This is a genomic window from Daejeonella sp. (assembly GCF_030695525.1).
Classification (GTDB): Bacteria; Bacteroidota; Bacteroidia; order Sphingobacteriales; family Sphingobacteriaceae; genus Daejeonella.
This window is the reverse complement of sequence record NZ_JAUYSS010000047.1, coordinates 172,695-196,277: the sequence shown is the minus strand read 5'-3', so window position 1 is coordinate 196,277 and position 23,583 is coordinate 172,695. Positions and strand designations below refer to the sequence as shown.

Here is a 23,583-nt window from a genome sequence, read left to right as displayed (position 1 = left end):
TACTGTTTTTACCGTTCGTTAACCTGCTGGTAATATCGTCTTTAATGTGAGGCATAACAATGTAATAATGATAATTATTCTGCTTAAGCCCAGGCACGATCGCCTTTTTTATAGGGCAGGTTTCCATTATAGCTTCCCGGTGTTTCAACATATTTCAGAGCCTTTGTTGCTCCAACTTCAGAAGTAAAAAAGCCCAGAAGGGTTAATTCCTTCATCATTCTGAAATAATGAGCGGGATCTTCTTTTGACTTCTTTTCGGTGTAAGCCTTTTGTTCCGAATCAAGTGTACTAAGATATGAAGTACGCTCCTCCGGACTGCAGTCCATGAAGATTTTTCCGGTCTTATCCTTACATCCTTTATCCAGACTCTGTATCCCGGCTTTAAAAATTTCCTGATCAGCCTTGGTATAACAATCCTTAACCATCACATTCATAAATTCACCCACTTTAGCTTCCTTTGCTCCGGGCGTGTTGGTTTTAGGCAGTATGGTCTCGGCTATTTCATCTAGCAGCTCAGTAGTCGATTTATCAAAAAAATCCGAGGTTTGCTGATTTCCGGAATTACAACCGTATTCAAGAAAAATACTTGAACCGATAATAGTTCCTCCCAAAATCCAGCTCACTTGCTGTATTGCTTCTCTTCTGTTCATAATTTCCTGAATTAAATATTTCCTTTTTTCAGTTCGCTAAACGCATAATCCACAGCACGTGCTGTTAAAGCCATATAAGTTAGTGATGGATTCTGGCAGGCAGCCGAAGTCATTGCTGCACCATCGGTAACAAATACATTGGGCGCATCCCAAACCTGATTAAATTTATTTAGTACCGATGTTTTCGGATCGAGTCCCATACGGGCTGTACCCATTTCATGGATTCCTTGCCCCAGGGCATAACCTGTATCAAACGTTTTCACATCCTTGAGCCCGGAAGTTTCGAGCATTTCCTTCGCATCCTCCATCATATCCTTTCTCATTTTCAGCTCGTTCTCCTTGATCTCGGCATCAATTGCCAAAACATTCAAACCCCATTTATCTTTTTTGTTCTTGTCGAGAGTGACTTTATTCTCATGATAAGGTAGTGTCTCACCGAATGCTGTAATTCCCATTGTCCAGGCTCCCGGTTCGCATAAAGCATCCTTAAAATCAGCTCCAATATTCATTTCGGCTACATTGCGGCCCCAGCCTTCGCGACTTGCTCCACCCTGATACCCAAATCCCCGAATATAATCCCGTTTGTCATTGCCTATGTTCCTGAACCTTGGGATATAAATTCCCGTTGGTCTCCGTCCAAAATAGTATTTATCCTCAAAGCCCTCCATTCTACCGGATGCCCCAAGGCGGAAATGATGATCCATCAGGTTATGCCCCAATTCTCCGCTGCTGCTTCCAAGTCCGCCATCCCAGATATCTGTAGCCGAATTCATCAGAATCCAGGTCGAATTCAGGGTTGAGGCATTCAGAAAGATTATTTTCGCAAAGTATTCGTATGTTTTGTTTGTTTCTGCATCAAGTACTTCCACACCCTTTGCCTTTTTAGTATCCTTATCATAAAGTATTTTAGTTACGATTGAAAAAGGACGCAGGGTTAAATTACCTGTCGCTACTGCTGCTGGCAGGGTGGAAGACTGCGTACTAAAATATCCCCCGAAAGGGCAACCCAAAGAACATTTACTACGGTACTGGCAATTTGTACGTCCTGGAAGCGCCTTTGTTAAATTAGCTGCTCTCCCTATAACCATGTGACGGTCACCTTTATAATGTGCTTTGATACGGGCGGCTACCTCTTTCTCAACCACATTCATTTCCATACCGGGCTGAAACTCACCATCAGGAAGCTGAGCTAAACCATTTCTTGTTCCACTTATCCCGGCAAAGCGCTCCACGTGGCTATACCATTTCTCAAGATCCTTGTACCTTATTGGCCAGTCGACCGCAATACCATCTTTAGAATTGGCTTCGAAATCCATTTCACTGAGACGATAACTTTGACGCCCCCACATCAGTGATCTTCCGCCGACATGATATCCACGATACCAATCGAAACGTTTGACTTCGGTATAAGGACTATCCTGATCACTTGCCCAAAAATTAAGATTCTTTTCACTGAGCGGGTAATCTCTTTTTAATACCGGATAATCTTCAATCATCTGTTGGGTGCGTCCGCCTCTATGGGGAAATTCCCATGGACCCTTGGTCGCATTTTCATAACCCTTGACATGTTCAACGTTGCGACCACGTTCAAGCATGATAGTTTTCAGCCCTTTTTCGGTGAGTTCCTTGGCAGCCCAGCCACCACTGATTCCTGAACCGATTACTATTGCATCATACGTATTATCAGCCATATTCTTATTTATTGTTTAATATTCCTTTATTCTTGGATTAAAGAGCAAAGAACAAGAAACATACAGCTCATCGTCTTTACTCTTTGTTCCTTATTCTTTATTCTCTATTCTAAACGTCACAAATCCTGACAGCCTCCTTCAGTGATCCGGCTTTGTCAGGTTTCAACGGAATGAATTCCTGAGCAACGTAACCTTTATTCAGTAATTCCGAAGGATAAACCTTATTATTCCAGCCCTGTTCAAGACTAATTTCTGCACCGTTACACAAAGTGGACTTGAGTCCATATTTTTCCAGAACCGGCCAGTCTGAGGGCCCAAGCAGGTCGATACCCACCAGCCCGATTTCTATCGCAAGCTTGCATAACTCTTCAATCGAAAGCTCATCAAAGCACCAGCGGCAAACTGATTGATTAATATTACCTCTTAATGATTGAATATTAAGCATTTATTTGAAAATAATAAGATCTGAAAATACCCAATTCATATTTCATTAAGACTCTTATCCATACTTCTTTCAAAACTTTCCTTTGACTGACTAAAGGTAAAAAAGAACAAAACTGCAACTACTGCCGCTATGCCAGCAGCAAGCATCCATATTTTTTCCCAGTCGTGCTGAGTTTCTGATACTTTATAAGCATCGCTGACTATTCCGGCAACCCAGAACCCGATCAACATTCCTATACCATAGGTGGCCAGTGTAATTAAACCCTGGGCTGCGCTTTTATATTTTTCGCCTGCTTTTGAATTCGTGTAAATCTGTCCTGAAACAAAGAAAAAGTCATAACAAATACCATGTAATGCTATACCTACAATTAGCATGGAGCTCAGTTCATCTGCATTTCCATATGCAAACAGCGCATATCTGACAGCCCATGCGATCATCCCAACTAAAATAGTCTTTTTGAACCCGAACCTACTAAAGAAAATGGGTAAGAGCAGCAGAAATAAAACTTCTGATACCTGCCCGATGGTCATTTTACCGGTTGGGTTTTCCATTCCGATTTCAGTAAGAAACAGGTTTGCATTTTGATAATAAAATGCCAGTGGAATACATATTAATATCGAAGAAATAAAGAAAATCAGAAAATTCTTATTATTAAGCATTTTAAGGGCGTCAAATCCCAATAAAGTTGACAAAGCCACTTTTTCTCCTTTAATTACGGTTGGCGGAGTTTTTGGGAGGCTGAAACTGAAAAGTCCCAGTATCACTGAAGAAATCCCTGCCATGGCAAAGGTATTCCTTAAAAGTCCATCCGATACCCCTTCGAATGAGTCCCAGTTAAACAGGAAACTAATACACAAGCCAGCAACGATCCAGCCAATAGTACCCCAAATACGAATCGAAGAGAACTCCTTTTCGGCGCTTTTCATCTGGTTGAATGAAATTGAATTAACCAATGCAAGGGTAGGCATAAAGAGGATCATATACCCAAAAACATAAGGATAAAATCCTGAAAAGTCGGTTGAATAATACATCTGAGACATTAAAATGGCTCCAATCAGATGAAGAATACCAAGTATCCTTTCGGCATTGAAATACCTGTCGGCGATCAAACCAATTATAAAAGGGGCTATAATGGCACCAAAAGACTGAGTGGAAAATACCGCTGCAGTTTCGGAACCATTAGCGAGGAGATTCCTGCCGAGAAAGGTCCCAAGTGTAACAAACCATGAACCCCAGATAAAAAATTCGAGGAACATCATGAGTGATAATTTAATACGGGTGAACAGGTTCATAAAATGCTTGGTTGAACTAAATTAAGGAGCTGAATAAAAAATATGACCTGCGAATCAGATGACTCATAAATAAATTTAAAATATTTAAATTAAAGTGTTTAAAATACACCATGTAAATTAAACCTGCCGGTATATACCCTTAACAAAATATATCAAGGGGTATTTCAATAGTTTGTTTAAAATAAATGTATATTTTTATTTTTAATAATCATACTCAATTAAATGCCATCTTGATCGTTTAACATCCTCAGAATATAAATACAATCATGAAAAGAATTTACAGACTGTTGCCATTTTCCCTACTGATACTTGCCCTGTTTGCATTCACCAGGTGGGAACAAGCAGTTAAACCCAGAGTTCTTGTCTTTAGTAAAACCGCTGCCTACAGGCATGAATCAATTGCAGCAGGTAAAACAGCACTGATCAAACTTGGTAAGGAAAACGGATTTCTGGTCGATACTACAGAGAACGAGAATTACTTCAATGATGATTCCCTGAAAAACTATTCTGCAGTAATTTTCCTGAGTACTACCGGAAATATATTAAATAGTCCCCAGCAAATCAGTTTTGAAAGATTTATTCAGGCTGGAGGTGGTTATACCGGAATCCATGCAGCAGCCGATACAGAATACGACTGGGAATGGTATGGAAAACTGGTGGGCGGGTATTTCAAAAGTCACCCAAAGATTCAGGATGCTACGATGATTGTGAATGACCGCACACACCTCTCAACCAAACATCTTCAGGAAAAGTGGGTTCATAAAGACGAATGGTATAATTACAAAAATTTGAACCCGGACGTAAAGGTTTTGATCTCACTTGATGAAAAAAGTTATAGCGGCGGAGAGAATGGAGATTATCATCCTATTGCCTGGTACCATGAATTTGACGGTGGAAGGGCCTTTTATACCGGGATGGGACATCCCAATGAATCATTCTCAGACCAGCTTTTCCTTAAACATCTTCTTGGAGGCATCAAATACGCAATTGGCAATAATGTTGCCTTAAATTACGCAAAAGCTAAAACTCCGCAGGTTCCTGAGGAAAACAGATTTGTTAAAACTGTTCTGACCACAGGAACACTGTTTGAACCTATAGAAATGGCTATTCTTCCGAATCTGGATATTCTGCTTGTACAAAGAAGGGGGGAGATCATGCTTTATAAGGAGAAGAGTAAAAGTATCAGTCAGGTTGGTTTTTTAGATGCTTACCACAAGACCACAGTTCCAGGTGTGAATGCTGAAGAAGGAGTACTTGGAATTGCTGCTGATCCTGAGTACAGTGAGAATAATTATGTTTACATCTTTTACAGTCCATTAGATACCTCTGTCAATCGCCTCTCCCGGTTCAAATTTGTGAACGACAAGTTGGATAACTCATCCGAAAAAGTAATTCTGGAATTCTATTCTCAGAGAGAAATATGTTGTCATACCGGAGGTTCAATTGCCTTTGGTCCTGATGGACTCTTATATGTTTCGGCTGGTGATAATGCCACTCCATTTGATGTACCAAAGCAGACTTTTGTGAATAAAGGCTACGGACCTCTGGATAACCGCCCGGGGCTTGAACAATATGATGCCAGAAGATCCTCTGGAAATACCAATGACCTTCGGGGAAAAATTATGAGGATAAAGGTTAATGAGGATGGCAGTTATAGCATACCGGAAGGAAATTTATTTCCCCCAGATACACCCGGTACCAGACCAGAGATTTATGTAATGGGAAACAGAAACCCCTACCGTATTTCTATTGACAAGAAAACAGGATTTCTTTACTGGGGGGAAGTAGGTCCGGATGCGAATGCTGATAGTCCTGAAAGAGGTTCAAGAGGCTACGATGAAGTGAATCAGGCGAGAAAAGCTGGCTTTTTCGGCTGGCCATTTTTTGTAGGCAACAATTATCCTTACAGGGCATACGATTATACAACCGGAACCAGTGGTGAAGCCTTTGATCCTGATAAACCTTATAATAATTCGCCCAACAATACTGGTCTCGAATATCTCCCTCCTGTTTCACCCGCTTTTATATGGTACCCCTATGCAGCTTCAAAGGAATTTCCACAAGTAGGAACCGGAGGCAGAAATGCAATGGCCGGCCCGGTTTATCATACTGAATTATATCCGAAGGAAACACGATATCCTGATTATTACGATAATAAACTCTTTATTTACGACTGGATCAGGGGTTGGATTAAGGCCGTGACTATGAAACCTAATGGTGATTACGACAATATGGAGGCCTTTATGCCGTTGACAACTTTCTCTTCTCCTATCGATATGGAACTTGGGCCGGATGGACGGATCTATATCCTGGAATACGGTAAAGGTTGGTTCTCAAAAAACCCGGATGCAGCCATTTCAAGAATTGATTTCGTTGCCGGCAACCGCCCCCCCCAAATTAAGGAAATCATCGTAAGCAAAACAAGCGGAATACTTCCTTTTAAATTACAGGCCAAAGTTGAAGCCAGCGACCCTGATAAGGATAAAATGAATTATGTATGGGAGCTTGGCAGTGGCATTAAGAAATCAACTATAGAGCCAAGTATTGAACATACCTATACTAAAGCCGGAGAATATGCAATAAGCGTTCTGGCAATCGACAAAAATTTTGCAGGTACCAATAGCAGTCCGGTAACCATCACGGCTGGCAATGCACAACCAAAAGTCAGTATTCAGTTAAAAGGAAATCAGAGCTTTTATTTTCCCGGGAAACCTGTAGAGTATGATGTATCTGTTAGTGATGAAGGATCCATTGTTGATAAAAACACGATTTATGTAGCTAATAATTATTCCAAAGGTACTGACCTTGCAGGTGCTTCAATGGGACATCAGGTATTTACAGAAGCCCAGGCGGGGCAGGCATTGATGCTTAAATCAGATTGCCAGTCATGCCACCAGGTAAGCACAAAGTCTATTGGCCCTTCCTACACCCAGGTATCTGCAAAATACCAGAATCATCCCACTGCTGCTACTTATCTGGCGGCTAAGATCATACAAGGAGGTGGCGGAACATGGGGCGAGGTAGCCATGCCGGCTCATTCGGCTATGAGCGTAGAGGACGCAAAGAAAATAGCTCAATGGGTTTTATCACTTGAAGATAAAGCAGTAAATAAGGCTACTTTACCAATACAGGGCAGTATAATCCCTGAACAGGAAGATGAGAATAATGTTTTTAGTATTTATGCTTCCTATACAGATCAGGGACAGGCCGGACTGAAACCACTAACAGGTTCAGCAACCGTTTATTTGAGGAGCAATACATTTAGTGCAAGGGAAATCACTGAAAGAACCAGAATTGGATTGAAAGACTCAACCAATACCGGTTTTCTAATCTATCCTCAAAATAATGGATGGTTCAAACTGAACAACATTGATCTGTCAGGTATTAAGCATATAGATTTTGCTACCCTCTCAAAGGGAGGAGCTGGAAATTACAATATCGAGATTCGCATGAATTCAGAGACGGGAACCCTTATCGGGAAAAGCAGTTTTACAGATGGAGAAATTCCGGATCAGCAAATTAATACCCTTGTTCAGCTTAATCCTCCTGCCGTCAAGAAGCTTAACAACCTGTTTGTTCTGATTGTATCCGACCCAAAAAACTTAAAGCCAAGGCCACTACTTAAAAATATTAGCTTCAAGCAGGAATAAATATTTAAAAACCAGGATATGATATTGCATAGAAAACTCCAACTGCTGGGTTGTTGCCTGCTTGTTTTGATCGCATGTAATTCAACAACAGAAAAAGATTCTGAAATAGCTACTGTCAGTTCTTCTATTTATAATCTGCAATCAAAAATTGATTTTCAAAAAATCATTGATGGTAAAAACACAGATTTATTCATTATAAGGAATAAGAATAATGTTGAGGCTGCTTTTACAAATTATGGTGCAAGAATCCTGAGCTTCAGCATACCCGACCGATCAGGTAAATTAACAGATGTGGTTGTTGGCTTTGCTGGAGTTGAAGCCTATCAGAAATCTACTGAGCCATATTTCGGAGCTACAATCGGACGTTATGGCAACCGAATCGCCGGAGGAAAATTCATGCTCGATGGTAAAGTGTACTCAATCTTTATAAATAACAGTCCGAATGCCCTTCACGGCGGTAAAAAAGGATTTCAGGATGTAGTTTGGGATGTCAGGCAATTGAACGGTCAAACTTTGGAGTTTAGCTATCTATCAAAAGATATGGAAGAAGGATTTCCCGGTAATCTCCAGGTGAAAGTTATTTATTCACTATCTGATGATAATGAACTTATGATTAACTATGAAGCATCTACTGATAAGAAAACGATTGTAAATCTCACCAATCATGCATTTTTTAATTTAAATGGGGAAGGAAGTGGCAACATTCTAAACCATACCCTCAAGATTAATGCAGAGCAATATACTCCTGTTGATTCAACTCTTATTCCATTGGGAAAACTGGATTCTGTTGCTGGAAGCCCTTTTGATTTCAGACAAGCAACCAAAATAGGCGACAGAATTGAGGATGATAATATCCAGCTAAAGTATGGGAAAGGTTATGATCATAACTTTGTATTAAATTCAGGTCAAAATGGCATTATGAATTCGGCTGCAATTGTCACAGGTGAAAAATCAGGGATCGTGATGGAAATATTTACCCGGGAACCCGGCATCCAATTTTACAGCGGTAATTTTATGCAGGGCAAAAACACCTTTAAAGGGGGAAGTAAAGATGATTTCAGAACTGCCTTCTGCCTCGAAACGCAGCATTTTCCCGATTCCCCAAATCAGCCGTCATTTCCAACAACTGTTCTAAATCCCGGAGAAGTCTACAAAACAAATACTATTTATAAATTTTCAGTAATCAAATAATCCTGAATTAAATCCAGGATTTATTTCCGGCAGAAAAGAACAAAATTTTATATTTAATATCGATTTGATACGAATAATTTTTAGCCTTATATGATGAAAAGAAAATTAAGAATGGGAATGATTGGCGGCGGCAAGGATGCCTTTATCGGAGCCATTCACCGAATTGCTGCAAATATGGATGGTCTTATCGAGCTCGTTTGCGGTGCACTTAGCTCAAGTCCTGCAAAAGCCCTCGAGAGCGGCAAGACCCTCTTTCTTCCTGAAGACCGGATTTATCCGGATTATGAAGAAATGATCCTTCAGGAGAGTCGACTCCCTGCCGGAGAGCGAATGGATTTTGTAAGTATAGTCACTCCAAACCATGCCCACTTTGCTCCGGCAATGATGGCTCTGGAACATGGCTTTCATGTGGTGATCGATAAACCAATCACCTTTACACTCGAAGAAGCTAAACTGCTGAAGAAAAAAACCGAAGAAACCGGTCTCAGTTTATTGCTGACCCATACCTATGCCGGCTATCCGATGGTTAAACAAGCCAGGGAAATGGTTAAAGCAGGTGATTTGGGTAGGATCAGAAAGATAATTGTAGAATACCCACAGGGATGGTTAAGCAGATTGTCCGAAAAGGATGGAAACCCGCAGGCTGCCTGGCGTACTGACCCCGCAAGATCAGGAAAAAGCGGATGTATGGGCGATATAGGAACCCATGCCGCACATCTGGCTGAATATATCAGCGGATTAAAGATTACCAAATTATGTGCAGACCTTAGCATTGTTGTGGATGGAAGAGCTTTGGACGACGATGGAAATGTGCTTCTCAAATTTGATAATGGTTCAAATGGGGTATTGATTGCTTCCCAAATTGCAGCGGGTGAAGAAAATGCACTCCGGATCAGGGTTTATGGCGAAAAGGGCGGACTCGAATGGGCGCAGCAGGAACCCAATACCTTAATTCTGAAATGGCTGGATGCACCTGTTCAGATTTTGAGAGCGGGAGGGCATCAGTTATCAAGCTATACAACCTTTAACAGCCGTACGCCAGGAGGTCATCCCGAAGGATATCTTGAAGCATTTGCCAATCTGTACAGGAATTTTGCTTTATGCATTTCGGCAGAAAATGAAGGTATAAGGGCAGCTCCCGAAGCATACGACTACCCTTCAGTTGATGAAGGCATCAGAGGAATGGCTTTTATCAATAATGTTGTAAAAAGCAGTTTGAGTAATGAAAAATGGACAAATTTTGAAGTTTAAAAATAGATTATGACCACGATAAAAGGACCCGCAATATTTCTTGCACAATTTTTAGGAGATACTGCACCATTCAACAGCCTGGAGTCAATTTGTAAATGGGCAAAAAGCCTTGGTTTCGAAGGAGTCCAAATCCCAACCTGGGATCCGCGCTGTATTGACCTTCAAAAGGCTGCCGAGAGTAAAACCTATGCCGATGAGATCAAAGGAATTGTTAATTCCTGCGGCATGGAAATCACTGAATTATCAACCCATCTCCAGGGACAGTTAGTCGCAGTGAATCCGGCATATGATCTGCTGTTCGATGGCTTCGCTCCATCAAGTGTGCATAATAATCCAAAAGCCCGAACCGAATGGGCCGTACAACAATTAAAATATGCGGCAATTGCTTCGAAACATATGGGGATTACTGCACATGCTACATTCAGCGGATCATTATTGTGGCATACCTGGCATCCATGGCCACAGAGACCTGCCGGACTTGTTGATGCAGGATTTAAAGAACTGGCAAAGCGATGGCTGCCCATTCTTGACCATTTTGACCAGCATGGTGTGGATGTTTGTTATGAGATCCATCCCGGAGAAGACCTGTTCGACGGAGTAACTTATGAGATGTTCCTTGAGAAAGTAAATAACCATTCGAGAGCCTGCCTGCTTTATGATCCATCTCACTTTGTATTACAATGCCTTGATTATGTTCAATATATCGACCATTATCATGAACGTATCAAAGCTTTCCATGTGAAAGATGCCGAATTCAATTCAACAGGCAAGCAGGGCACCTTTGGAGGATACCAGAACTGGGCCGACAGGGCTGGCCGATACCGCTCACCCGGGGATGGTCAGGTTGATTTCAAAAGAATATTCAGTAAACTAACCCAATATGATTTTAAAGGTTGGGCAGTAATGGAATGGGAATGCTGTATCAAGCATCCTGAAGATGGGGCGCGAGAAGGAGCAGCATTTATCAAGGATCATATCATCAGGGTAACTGAAAGGGCATTTGATGATTTTGCAGGCACCGGAAGCAACGATGAGTTTAACCGAAAAATTCTCGGTATTTAATTTTAATCATTATTTTCACAAGAACTAAACAATAAATTATGAAAAAAATACTAGTTGTACTGGGATTTTGCAGCATTATCCTGGCTTGCAATAGTGCGGAAAAATCAGAAAGCACAGAAGAAGCTGTAGTTGAAACCAGCACAACAGCCAATGCAGGACCTTCAAAGGGTGAACAATTGATCAGTAGTTCAGATTGTCTGACCTGTCACAAGGTTGACACTAAGATTGTAGGCCCGTCATATGTAGATGTTGCCAATAAATATGAAGCAAGTGAAGCCAATATTGAGATGCTGGCCGGCAAAATCATCAATGGTGGATTGGGTGTATGGGGAGAAATCCCGATGGCACCACATACTGCCTTAAGTACAGATGATGCAAAGGAAATGGTCAAATACATTCTTTCTTTAAAAACTAATTAAAATGAAAAAAATCAGCCTCATCATTCTAAGTGCAATTCTACTTTCCGGCTGCGGTTCGGGTAAAAACGGCATGAACACTAAAGGATGGCAGAAATTATTTGACGGAAAAACAACAGCAGGATGGCATAGTTATGGTAAAGCTACTGCAGGAACAGACTGGAAAGTTGTTGATGGCGCATTGTACCTTGACGCTAAAAACAGACAGCCCGGACAGGGGGGTGATCTGACCACCAATGAGTCATTCGACAACTTCCACCTCAAGATGGAATGGAAAATATCCAAAAATGGAAACAGCGGAATAATATTCTATGTAAATGAAGATCTGTCAAAATACAAATCATCGTATAATACGGGTCCAGAGATGCAGGTATTGGATAATGACGGCCATGCTGATGGTAAAATTCATAAACACCGCGCCGGAGATCTTTATGATCTGATCGCCAGCAGTTCCGAACCAGTAAACCCGGTTGGTCAGTGGAATAAAGTTGAGATCATTGCCAACAATGGCAAACTCGACTTTTTCATGAACGGCAAAAACATTGTTTCTACAACGATGTGGGATGATGAATGGGAAAAAATGGTAGCCGGAAGCAAGTTCAATACTATGCCTGGGTTCAGCATCTACAAGTCCGGAAAAATCGCAATTCAGGATCATGGAGACGAGGTTTGGTACAGGAATATTGAGATTAAGAAACTTTAATTAATTGAGAGTGGAGAATTGAGAGTGGAGAGTGTAAAAGCCCGTTAAGATCAAACTTAGCGGGCTTTTTTCTATTAACTGATTCAGACCTTCTTTATACCATCTACAACAGGGTATTATTTGATCCCTTTAGCTGTCTTCACAATTTTGACTAATAGTTTTAATAGTTCATCACAATCATTGCTTAAAGTTGAAAAGATTTCCATTGATAAATATCCGGTATCATTCAATAGGCTGATCCAATAAGCGGTTTCATTGGCCTCCTTTAATGCCACGTTCATCTTATGTACAAAATCAGCCCGGGATTGGGCATGCTGTGCTTCTCTGACTAGTGCTCCAATAGCTGTCCCACTTCTAAGTAACTGTTTGGATAAAACATATTCCTTTTTATCCTCAACAAGAAGTTTATAGATTGCCACTACTCTTATGGCAAAACAATAAGATTTGGTTACAACTACACTCAAGGCTCAACAATATTTAAACTGTGCGAGTGTAGATATAAATATTAAATTTTCTGATTGAAAATTATTGAGTGGTGTCAACTAATTAGTAAATGGAGAATTGAATGCGGATTCTCAACTCTCCACTCTCAATTCTCAATTCTCCACTCTCAACTCTATTGCGATTTCCCGCGCGCCAGAATCGGCAAAATCTTTTCAACCTTACCATTCCGGATACCATACATAAAATCATATAAGTTAACCACCGGATCACAGTGAGGAACAATTACTTCGAATTTATCCCCTACTTTATAGGTTTTGTTGGGATTGATGATTTTTACAGATCCGTATTCATCTGAACCTGCATTATAATCAAAATCAGGTTCTCCTATAATTTGTCCGTGAGGTACATTTAGTGTTAAAGCCTTGGCTCCTGAATCTGTTACATATTTCCCTGCTTTGGAATCATTGATAATGGTAGCCATTACTGTCAAAGATGGAGCGAAATCATCAAATACTTTTTCATTGTTTGCCCCACCAATCACCATATACTGATGATCCATAAATAAATAACTACCAACCTGAACATCTGTAAATCCAGGAATTTCATACATCATATCATAAGTACCGGTACCTCCACCACTGAAAATCTCCATATTTAATCCGGATTTCTTCATCAGTTCGTAACTCCCAACCACGGGTTCAAAAGTTTTAAAGGCCTGTTCTTTACGCCGCTTAAAACCTTCAACATGTTGTACACCTCCATCATATGCCAGCACACCATGGAATTTCAAATTTGGTGCTTTGTCCACAAATTGTGCAAGTTCTAATGCCGTTTGTCCATTTTTTACCCCTGATCTGTTGATCACATCCAAATCCACAACAATATCTGCAATAATACCGGCAGCCCTTGCGGCATCCTGCAAATCCCTTGCATTTTGCATATTATCTACCGCCTGAATGAAGCCTTTATACTTCTTTCTTAATGCCATCGCATGGTTTATCTTCGACACAGATATATTAACACCGGTCATCAATACATTCTGAATTCCGTTAACAAGCATCACTTCCGATTCTCCGAGCTTCGCAGCACATACACCTACAGCACCTGCAGCAACCTGCATTTTTGCTATAGCCGGACACTTATGAGTTTTAACATGTGGACGAACACCTGTACCGGTACCCTGCAACCGGGTATGTACATGCTTAATGTTCTGTTCCATTTTATCTAGATCGACACATAAAGCGGGAGTGTCGAGATCCCATTTGGACTTGCCAATATCAGATGATTTGACATCAGATAAAGTCTCAGCACTTAAAGAAGGTGACCACAGGGAAGCAGCTCCTGCAAAAGCACTTGCCTGTAAAAATTTACGGCGATTGAAAGAATTAGACATTGTTCACAATTTTAAATAAGATTAATATTCTGTTTTAAATGTAAAAAAAAAATATCAGAAATAGATGGCAGCCTTGGGGAGAGCTTGTTAAAAAAACATGCCTTTGGAAAGAAAATCCATGTACCAATTTTGATACTTGCACTTCCTTAGATTATTAGCAATCTTTATAGCTCGAAATATTACTCCAATTTGAGAAAATTTGCTGTTATAACTTTTATATTTATTTACCTGGCTGCAACCACAAGCCTGGGTGAGTTGTTCAGGCTACCTGTCCTGATCTCACACTATGCAGAGCATAAAGCAGATAATAATTCCATTACTTTCTATAAGTTTCTTTATCAGCATTATCATGCCGATGATGGTAATGACCAGGATAATGATCGCGACAGCCAACTTCCCTTCAAATCTCAGGAGGCGGGTTCAAGTGCTTCTTCCTTCAGTTTTGGAATACCTCATCCGGGGAATGGTATCCTATTTACACCATTTCCAATTCTTTCCTTATTAAATAAGACCAATTATAAGGAACCTTATATACCTTCTGCCTGTCTAAGCCGCATCTGGCAACCGCCAAAATTCAGCTGATTTATTCCAATTCCTAAAAAAACAGTCATAAGGATACTCTTAAAGGTATGCCTCATTTTGTATTTGCACTCATTACGGAGTGCTGAAATTAATTTTTATGCTTAATAAGATCATTGGATTTTCTATAAAAAATAAACTCATTATAGGCTTGTTCACCATTGTATTAGTACTCTATGGGACTTATGAACTAAGCAAACTACCTATCGATGCAGTTCCTGACATTACCAATAACCAGGTACAGGTAATTACCATTGCTCCGTCTTTTGGTGCCACCGATATTGAAAGGCTTGTAACCTTCCCGGTTGAACAGGCCAATAGCAATATTTCAGGATTGAAGGAGATCAGAAGCTATAGCCGGTTTGGCTTATCACTGGTCACCATTGTTTTCAATGATGATATTGATATTTACTGGGCACGGCAGCAGGTAGCAGAACGCCTGCAACAAGTACAATCACAAATACCTGACGGCATTGGCCGTCCCGAAATGGGCCCGATCTCTACCGGTCTGGGTGAGATCTATCAATATGTGGTCAGGCCTCAAAAGGGATATGAACATAAATATTCGATCACTGAACTGCGAACCATTCAGGATTGGATCATTCGCAGGCAACTTCTGGGTGTTAAAGGCGTTGCGGAAGTTAGTAGTTTCGGCGGCAAATTAAAACAATATGAAGTTGCTATAGACCCTAATAAACTTCAATCCTATGGCATCACTATTAATGATGTTTTCAGTTCCCTTGAAAATAACAATCAGAATACTGGGGGGGCCTATATAGAAAAGCATGAAGGTGTGCTGTATATCCGCAGTGAGGGATTAATCAGAAATTCGGATGATATTGAAAATATCCGTATCAAAAACACAAAAAGTACCATTCCCCTGCTTATCAGGAATGTCGCAGAAGTACAGATTGGCCACGCAACCCGATATGGCGCGCTAACCTATAATGATGAGGGAGAAGTATCGGGTGCCATTGTGATGATGCTTAAAGGCGGAAACAGTAATGAAGTTATCGATAATATTAAAGAGCGTATTGCGCAGATCCAAAAATCTTTACCAGAAGGAGTGATCATAGAACCTTTCCTGGATCGTACCAAAATGGTGAATAATGCCATTAGTACCGTAAAAACCAACCTTCTTGAAGGTGCATTGATTGTGGTTTTCGTGCTGGTCATTTTCCTCGGTAACCTGCGGGCAGGTTTTCTGGTAGCCTCAGTCATCCCTCTTTCGATGCTTTTTGCGGTGATCATGATGAACATCTTTGGCGTTAGCGGGAACCTCATGAGTTTAGGTGCCCTGGATTTTGGTTTGATTGTAGATGGTGCAGTGATTATTGTAGAGGCAGTCATGCATCAATTGGCACATTCCGGAAAATTTATGGGATCGACCAGGCTTAGCAGGCATAACATGAATGATGAAGTAAAAAGTGCTGCATCAAAAATGATGAACAGTGCAGTATTTGGACAAATCATCATTCTGATTGTTTACCTGCCAATACTCACACTTGAGGGTATTGAGGGAAAAATGTTTAAACCTATGGCACAAACTGTTGCATTTGCATTGCTAGGTGCATTTATTCTCTCGCTTACTTATATCCCGATGATGAGTACTATCTTTTTGAGCCGCGATAAAAAAGAGAAGCTAAACTTATCTGATCGCATCATGATTCAGATTGAACGTGTTTACAAAAATGCATTAATAAAGGTTCTTGAATTTCCTAAATCTGTGATCCTAAGTACTTTATGTTTATTTCTGATTGCTCTTTTTCTGCTTTCCAGGATGGGAGGTGAATTTATTCCTTCCATTGAAGAGGGTGATTATGCGGTTGAAACGCGGGTGCTTGCTGGAAGCAATCTGAATACAACCATTGAAAATGTTCAAAAAGTGGTACACATTCTTAAATCCCGCTTCCCCGAAATTGAGAAAGTAATAACCAAAATTGGGAGTAGTGAAGTACCAACTGAACCACTTCCTATGGACATGGGGGATATGATTATTACATTAAAGGATAAAAGTGAATGGACTTCAGCCAGCTCATTTGACGAACTATCAGAAAAGATGACAAAGGCAGCACAGGAAGTCCCGGGAGTAACGACCAGCTTCCAGTTTCCTGTACAAATGAGGTTTAATGAGCTAATGACCGGCGCCCGACAGGATGTTGTCTGTAAGATCTTCGGGGAGGATCTCGACACCCTATCATTCTATGCCAAAAAAGTTGGAAATATCGTCAGTAGTGTGGAGGGAGCGACTGAATTATACGTCGAAACCGTTAGCGGAATTCCTCAGATTGTGATTGATTATAATCGCCCGGCAATTGCCCAATATGGGCTGAGCATAAAGGAGGTTAATCAGGTGGTCAATTCAGCATTCGCAGGCAAGGTAAGCGGTCAGGTATTTGAAGGGGAAAAGCGATTTGATCTGGTGGTCCGCTTACAAAGTGACAAAAGACAGGACCTCCGGAATGTCAGGGAATTACTAATTCCAGCGGCGGAGGGGATGCAGATCCCATTATACCAGTTGGCGGATGTTAGCCTCAAGGACAGTCCGAATCAGATCCAGCGTGAGGATGCCAAACGCAGGATATTAGTTGGCTTTAACGTTCAGGACAGGGATGTTGAAAGTATAGTAAATGAATTGAGTAAAAAGGTTGATGAAGCAATTAAGCTACCTCCGGGCTATACCATTACTTATGGCGGAGCATTCGAGAATCTGAATGCCGCAAAAGATCGTTTGATGATTGCAGTTCCGGTTTCACTGGCACTAATATTCCTGCTACTATATTTTGCCTTTAATTCAATCAGGCAGGGTTTGCTGATTTATACAGCCATTCCCCTTTCAGCAATCGGTGGAATATTCTTCCTGGCACTACGCGGAATGCCTTTCAGTATCAGTGCAGGTGTTGGTTTCATCGCACTCTTTGGCATCGCTGTTTTGAATGGCATTGTTCTCGTTGCCGAATTCAACCGGCTAAAAAATTCTGGTGAAACCGATATCCGTGAAATTATTCTCAAAGGCACCGGTACACGTCTTCGGCCGGTACTTATGACCGCATTTGTAGCCTCACTTGGATTCCTGCCGATGGCCTTAAGTTCAGGTGCGGGTGCTGAGGTTCAGCGGCCACTGGCAACCGTTGTGATCGGAGGCTTACTGGTTGCTACATTCCTCACTCTTTTTGTATTGCCTGTACTCTATATTCAATTCGAAAAGGGATTCAGACCCAGGAAAAAACATGCCATAGCTGCCCTATTTCTGTTCCTGCTACCTCTGGATCAGGATGCAAATGCACAGGTACCTATTAGCCTCGAAGCCGCAATAGATACTGCTCTTAAGAACAATTTAACCCTGAAAGAGGAGGTTCTGAAAGCAAATTACCGGAACCGGATGATTGGCACAGCTTACCATCTTCCTCAAGCGCAATTAATAACTGAGTATGGAAATTTTAACAGCAGCTATCAGGACTCACGACTAAGCCTGAACCAAAATATAAGCTTTCCAACCGTTTATAGCCGGCAAAAAGCTGTTTATGAAGAAGAATGGAAAAACAGCTTACTTTCAGGGGAATTGCAAACTGCCGAAGTCAGGAAAAATATAAGTCAGGTCTATTTTCTGCTCATATATCTTCAGGAAAAAGAACAATTACTCAGAAGAACCGATACTATGTTCACAGAATTCATGAGAGTCAGTTCAATCAGGTTTAAAAGCGGAGAAAGCAACATCCTGGAAAGCAGCAGTTCAATCCACCAAAAAGGTGAAATTCAGTTGCAGTTAAATCAAGTAGCTCAGGACAGGGAAACGCTCAGTATCCGGCTTGGCCAGCTTCTTAATTCCGAAACATCCTTTAAACCGGACAATCGGCCGTTCAAGCGGGAAGCACCACAAAATCCTGAAAATAATAATCCTGAAGAGCACCCCTCAATTAAAATAATGGAGCAGCAGAAGCTGATTGGTGAAGCTAATACCAAACTGGAAAAGGCAAGGCTACTCCCCGACCTTTCATTTGGATATAATAATCTGAGCATCCGTGATGGCATTAATCTGAACCACAGTCGTCGCTTCAGTTCTGTTCAGGCTGGAATTGGAATTCCAATATTCAGTAAGGCCCAAAAATCAAGAATCGGCGTCTCAAAGATCAACGAAGATATTGCTTTAACTGCCTTCGAAAGAGAGAAACAAAGTCTTAATACACACTATCTTGATGCACTGACGCGACTCAAAAAGAGCATTGCTGATGTGAGCTATTTTGAAGAAACAGGATTGAAAAATGCAGAAACAATCAAAAAAACCTTAAGCCTGCAGCTCAGTAAAGGCGAAATCAATTATCTCGAATGGACCATTTTGAGTCAGCAGGCACTTAGGGTTGAAAGTGATTATCTTGATACCGTAAAAAACCTGAATGAGATAATTATACAGCTTGAATATCTACAATCTAACACAAAATTATAATGAATAACCCTAATCAATCCTTGCTAATAAAAACGATCTGCTTAAGTGCCTTAATACTGAACAGTATATTTTTCATATCCTGCGGAACTGAGAAAACAGAAGCTCAGAAACCGGAAGAAAAAGGCGAGCAGAATCTGGTAACTCTAAGCGAAGCCCAGTTCAAAAATGCAGGTATACAAACAGGTAAAGTCGAAACAAAGGCAGTATCTGATGTACTAAAACTTAATGGCAGTATTGAGGTGCCCCCACAAAATCTGATCTCTATCAGCATTCCGCTGGGAGGTTACCTCAAATCAACAAATATGCTTCCCGGTACAATTGTTAAAAAAGGTCAGGAAATCGCTATTATTGAAGATCCGCAATACATACAATTACAACAAGAATACCTGGTAACAAAGGCAAAATTGGCCTATTCAGAACAGGAACAAAACCGACAAAAGGAATTAAACAAAGAGAAAGCGGGGAGCGACAAAGCTCTTCAAATGGCAGAAGCTGAATTTAAAAGTTTGAAAATTATATTGGCAGGATTTGCTGAAAAATTAAGGCTTATTGGTCTTGATCCTACGCGATTAAATGAAAATAACATCAGCCGGCAGATCAGGATTCGTTCTTCAATCAATGGATACGTCAGTAAGGTCAATGGAAATATAGGCAGCTATTTCAGCCCTTCGGATGTACTGATCGAATTAATCGATCCTTCTGATGTACATCTGACCCTGACCGTTTTCGAAAAAGACCTCGGCAAATTAAAACAGGGACAGACAGCAATAGCCTTTTCAAATAATAATCCCGGCAAAAAATATACAAGCAAAATTAGCCTCATTGGCAGAGATCTGTCAGCAGAAAGAACCGCTGAGATCCATTGTCATTTTGAGCTTTTTGATAAAAGCCTTGCACCGGGCATGTATATGAATGCAGAAATAACAGTTAATAATACTCAGGAGCAAGTACTTCCAGAGAAGAGTGTCGTCAGCTTTGAAGGAAAAAACTACATATTTTCAGAAAAAACGGGACGAACCTTTGAGATGACTGAAGTAAGCACGGGCAATACTGAAAATGGCTTTACCGCAATAAATACCAATCTGTCTACAAATAGAATTGTAACGCATGGGGCATACTCATTACTTATGCAATTAAAAAACCTCTCTGAAGAATAGAGAACCCGGCATCAACAGGGCATTCAATCCTGTTGATGCTGACTTTCGGGATAAATTCCAATTCTTTGAAGCAATAGAGAAGCATTAAAGGTTTTGCACTCCCCCTTTTTTAGCTTGTAATCAAACCTCATTTCATTAGCTTCCATTTGAATATCAAAGTAATAATTACGGATATAATCTGGGTAATTCTGCTCCAGCCCGGCTATTTGAAGATCATGGGTAGCCACTATACCAACTGCTTTTTGGGAGATCAACTTTTCAATTACAGCTTTTGATCCGAGATACTTATCAACCGAATTTGTTCCTCTCAACATTTCATCGATCAGAAAGTAAACCTTCCCTGAGCTGTCCAGCATCTTAATCAGAGCCTGTAATCGATCAAGTTCTGCTTTAAAAGTCGAAGTACTTTCATTCAATGAATCCCGGATACGCATATAGGTAAAAATAAGCATGTTGCTTACTTCCATTGAAGAAGCGCAAGATGGTGCACCACTCAGGGCAAGAACAGAATTAATCCCCAGAGTACGTAAAAAAGTGCTCTTACCCGCCATATTAGAGCCGGTAATGATATCAATTTTCAATTCATTATCCAGTATGTAGTCATTATCAACCCTTTGCTGCGATGGTATCAAGGGATGCCCAATGTCCTTTGCCTTTAAAGTATACAATTCCTGTTCATTGATTTCGGCGAAACACCATTCCGGATAATTTGTGTTCAAAGAGCTCAGACTGATTAAGGATTCGAAAGAAGCAAGAACATCAAAAGCCTGTTTCAGTCCCTCTTGATTCTCTTTTTTCCAATTTTCTATAGCAAATAACTGCCTGATGTTCCAGACGATTATCGCATTCAGGATAGCCCCTACACCGGTCAAACCAAAGTTCAGATGGCTGATCAGAAGGGAGAAACGTTTGATCTGGCCTGAAAGTTTCTTGTCACCCTTCCCTTTCAAATCTTCTGCTAGCTTCCTGCACATCGGAGACATCCAGTTTTCATCACTTACCGCTGAAATAGCCTCAGAAAAATGATTCAGAACCCTGCTCATCTTACCAATCATACTATCGGTTTTGAGGATCCGTGAATTATAATTCTGCATCAGGATCAAATTGAAAATAATCAGTGCTGATAATAAAATGAGAAGCGAAGGAAGAAACCAGGAGCTAATCGCCAGGATTAAAAAGATATATGGAATCCAGCGAACATACACTATTAACCAGGAGGCAGGCTTATACAGGCTTATTGTCAGGAATTTAAAAAGTTCAGCCGATTGGTCTTGAGTAGATTTATTAGCAAAAAGTAAAACCGCCTGAAAATGATGTTTCCAAATTAAATTGGAGCCCAATTCAATGACAGCCGCTTGTCTTTCCCTGATCATATCCGGGCTTGCAGATTTCATAAGCCAGCCAGCTAGTTTCGCATTTCCTCCCTGAGTAGAACACCGGTTAAGCATCCCGAAAAGGGAACCTTTACCAAAAATATCCAGATCGGATGAATAGGGATGAAGATCATCAATATATGCTGAACCCTCAGAATACATAGTTGAATTTCGATCCAGACTGTTTAATTCGTTGGAATGAACCAGACCCAGATTCCTGAAATAATCTGCCTGCTTTTGAAATCGGCTTTGTTTGGCAACAAGCCAGGCAAATCCAAGGATAAGCAACAAAACCAATAGAAAAGAAAGCCAGATCAGATCATAACTGATAGTTTGATAGAACAGAAAGACCCCTGTAATAAGCACAAAAAGACGCAAAAAGGAATAAATATTGATTTGACGTTCAAATCCTTTTATCTTTTCATCACATTCATGTTGCTTTTCATGATAATACTCTCTAACCGGTTTCAGCAACATTTATTGATATTTATATATTTAAATCCTTAAAATACTAATAAGCTTAAGAAGCAATAATGAGATAATAATTCTTCTTACCTTTTTGGGCAACCAAAAATTTACCTCTGATCAGATTTTTATTTGTCAGGATTTGTGCAGGGTCTGCGGCTTTTTCCTTATTAATTGACACACCCCCACCACTGATCATTTTACGGGCTTCTCCCTTAGACGGAAAAACCTGAGTTTTTTCAGCCAGAAGATCTGTCAAATTAATTCCTGAAGAAAATTCAGCAGCAGAGATATCAAACTGTGGAAGGCCATCAAAGACGTCGAGCACCTCTTCATCACTTAAGCCATTAATAAATTCCAGAGAGCCATTTCCAAATAAAAATTCGGAAGTTTTCAGGGCAGTGTCAAGTGCTTCTGCAGAATGACTCCTTATTGTAATTTCTTCAGCAAGTGCTTTCTGAAGGGTTCTATGATGAGGTGCAAGGTCATGCTCGCGCTCCAATTCTTCAATCTGTTCCCTCGTTTTCAGCGTAAAAATCCTGATCCAACTTTTAGCATCTGCATCTGTTGTATTTAACCAGAACTGATAAAATTTATAGGGGGAGGTTTTTGCGGGATCAAGCCAAATTGCACCGCTTTCTGTTTTACCAAACTTTGTACCATCAGCCTTTTTGATTAGCTGAGTAGTGATTGCAAAGGCATTTCCGGCCGCCTTTCTTCTGATGAGTTCAGTTCCTGTTACAATATTTCCCCATTGATCTGATCCACCCATTTGTATCTGGCAGTTCTTTTCTTTCCAGAGGTAATAAAAATCATAGCCCTGAACAAGCTGGTAACTAAACTCAGTGAATGACATTCCGGTTTCACCCTCAAGCCGCTTTTTAACTGAATCCTTAGCCATCATATAATTGACAGTCAGATGTTTACCTACATCCCGTATAAAATCAAGAAAGGTAAAATTCTTAAACCAATCATAGTTGTTTACCATTTCGGCACTGTTGGCTCCGGTATTAAAATCAAGAAACTTTCTCAATTGGTTTTCAAGACATTTTACATTATGATTTAAAACGTCTTCAGAAAGCAGATTTCGTTCGGCCGATTTACCTGAAGGATCACCCACCATTCCCGTAGCTCCGCCAACAAGTGCAAATGGCTTATGTCCGGCACGCTGAAAATGTATTAGCGTCATAATCTGAGTCAGATGCCCCACATGCAATGAATCTGCAGTAGGATCAAAACCAATATAACCGGATGTCATTTTCTTATTCAGTTCCTCTTCAGTTCCGGGCATGATATCATGCAGCATTCCCCGCCAGCGTAATTCTTCTACAAAGTTCATTTTATCTTAAGGATCGTTTGGAATGCAAATATAGCAGA

General features: G+C 40.6%; 17 protein-coding genes. 9 read left to right on the top strand and 8 right to left on the bottom strand.

What is annotated here, in order from left to right; genetic code table 11:
* Nucleotides 1-83: 83 nt before the first annotated feature.
* From Q8S11_RS11030 to Q8S11_RS11015, 4 genes are all read right to left on the bottom strand, one after another.
* On the bottom strand, nt 84-650 hold the full coding sequence (locus Q8S11_RS11030) for a gluconate 2-dehydrogenase subunit 3 family protein (RefSeq protein ID WP_305662149.1): 567 nt from the start codon (nt 648-650) through the stop codon (nt 84-86).
* A gap of 11 nt (nt 651-661) precedes the next feature.
* Complete coding sequence (locus tag Q8S11_RS11025) at nt 662-2,341, bottom strand: GMC oxidoreductase (protein ID WP_305662148.1); 1,680 nt, start codon at nt 2,339-2,341, stop codon at nt 662-664.
* 109 nt (nt 2,342-2,450) lie between these two features.
* On the bottom strand, nt 2,451-2,786 hold the full coding sequence (locus Q8S11_RS11020) for a hypothetical protein (protein ID WP_305662147.1): 336 nt from the start codon (nt 2,784-2,786) through the stop codon (nt 2,451-2,453).
* A gap of 35 nt (nt 2,787-2,821) precedes the next feature.
* Complete coding sequence (locus tag Q8S11_RS11015; RefSeq protein ID WP_305662146.1) at nt 2,822-4,078, bottom strand: MFS transporter; 1,257 nt, start codon at nt 4,076-4,078, stop codon at nt 2,822-2,824.
* Nucleotides 4,079-4,344: 266 nt separating this feature from the next.
* On the opposite strand from Q8S11_RS11015, the gene Q8S11_RS11010 reads away from it, so the two are divergent.
* The 6 genes from Q8S11_RS11010 to Q8S11_RS10985 all read left to right on the top strand — a co-directional run bounded on the left by Q8S11_RS11010 (nt 4,345) and on the right by Q8S11_RS10985 (nt 12,351).
* Nucleotides 4,345-7,728, top strand: a complete 3,384-nt coding sequence (locus Q8S11_RS11010) for a ThuA domain-containing protein (RefSeq protein ID WP_305662145.1) — start codon at nt 4,345-4,347, stop codon at nt 7,726-7,728.
* Between the two features lie 18 nt (nt 7,729-7,746).
* Complete coding sequence (locus tag Q8S11_RS11005; RefSeq protein ID WP_305662144.1) at nt 7,747-8,919, top strand: aldose epimerase family protein; 1,173 nt, start codon at nt 7,747-7,749, stop codon at nt 8,917-8,919.
* 93 nt (nt 8,920-9,012) lie between these two features.
* Nucleotides 9,013-10,170 (top strand): Gfo/Idh/MocA family protein, encoded by a 1,158-nt coding sequence (locus Q8S11_RS11000; protein ID WP_305662219.1) that lies wholly within the window; start codon nt 9,013-9,015, stop codon nt 10,168-10,170.
* 9 nt (nt 10,171-10,179) lie between these two features.
* Nucleotides 10,180-11,232: a sugar phosphate isomerase/epimerase gene (locus Q8S11_RS10995; protein WP_305662143.1), complete on the top strand. Its 1,053-nt coding sequence runs from the start codon at nt 10,180-10,182 to the stop codon at nt 11,230-11,232.
* Between the two features lie 38 nt (nt 11,233-11,270).
* On the top strand, nt 11,271-11,651 hold the full coding sequence (locus Q8S11_RS10990; RefSeq protein WP_305662142.1) for a c-type cytochrome: 381 nt from the start codon (nt 11,271-11,273) through the stop codon (nt 11,649-11,651).
* Nucleotide 11,652: 1 nt separating this feature from the next.
* Entirely contained in the window at nt 11,653-12,351 is a 699-nt protein-coding gene (locus Q8S11_RS10985) for a DUF1080 domain-containing protein (RefSeq protein WP_305662141.1), read from the top strand.
* A gap of 116 nt (nt 12,352-12,467) precedes the next feature.
* On the opposite strand, the gene Q8S11_RS10980 is transcribed toward Q8S11_RS10985, so the two are convergent.
* A complete protein-coding gene (locus Q8S11_RS10980; protein WP_305662140.1) occupies nt 12,468-12,815 on the bottom strand; it encodes a four helix bundle protein in 348 nt (115 codons plus the stop codon).
* A gap of 152 nt (nt 12,816-12,967) precedes the next feature.
* Nucleotides 12,968-14,188 (bottom strand): alanine racemase, encoded by a 1,221-nt coding sequence (locus tag Q8S11_RS10975; RefSeq protein WP_305662139.1) that lies wholly within the window; start codon nt 14,186-14,188, stop codon nt 12,968-12,970.
* Between the two features lie 189 nt (nt 14,189-14,377).
* Here Q8S11_RS10975 and Q8S11_RS10970 point away from each other — a divergent pair, with 189 nt between their 5' ends.
* The 3 genes from Q8S11_RS10970 (at nt 14,378) to Q8S11_RS10960 (ending at nt 20,368) form a co-directional block, all read left to right on the top strand.
* Nucleotides 14,378-14,770: a hypothetical protein gene (locus Q8S11_RS10970; RefSeq protein ID WP_305662138.1), complete on the top strand. Its 393-nt coding sequence runs from the start codon at nt 14,378-14,380 to the stop codon at nt 14,768-14,770.
* Nucleotides 14,771-14,867: 97 nt separating this feature from the next.
* On the top strand, nt 14,868-19,211 hold the full coding sequence (locus tag Q8S11_RS10965; protein WP_305662137.1) for a CusA/CzcA family heavy metal efflux RND transporter: 4,344 nt from the start codon (nt 14,868-14,870) through the stop codon (nt 19,209-19,211).
* Nucleotides 19,211-20,368 (top strand): efflux RND transporter periplasmic adaptor subunit, encoded by a 1,158-nt coding sequence (locus tag Q8S11_RS10960; RefSeq protein WP_305662136.1) that lies wholly within the window; start codon nt 19,211-19,213, stop codon nt 20,366-20,368. Before Q8S11_RS10965 ends, Q8S11_RS10960 begins: the two co-directional genes overlap by 1 nt.
* A gap of 23 nt (nt 20,369-20,391) precedes the next feature.
* Here Q8S11_RS10960 and Q8S11_RS10955 read toward each other — a convergent pair whose 3' ends face one another.
* Nucleotides 20,392-22,218 (bottom strand): DNA mismatch repair protein MutS, encoded by a 1,827-nt coding sequence (locus Q8S11_RS10955; protein ID WP_305662135.1) that lies wholly within the window; start codon nt 22,216-22,218, stop codon nt 20,392-20,394.
* A gap of 43 nt (nt 22,219-22,261) precedes the next feature.
* A complete protein-coding gene (gene tyrS / locus Q8S11_RS10950) occupies nt 22,262-23,545 on the bottom strand; it encodes a tyrosine--tRNA ligase (RefSeq protein ID WP_305662134.1) in 1,284 nt (427 codons plus the stop codon).
* Between the last annotated feature and the right edge of the window lie 38 nt (nt 23,546-23,583).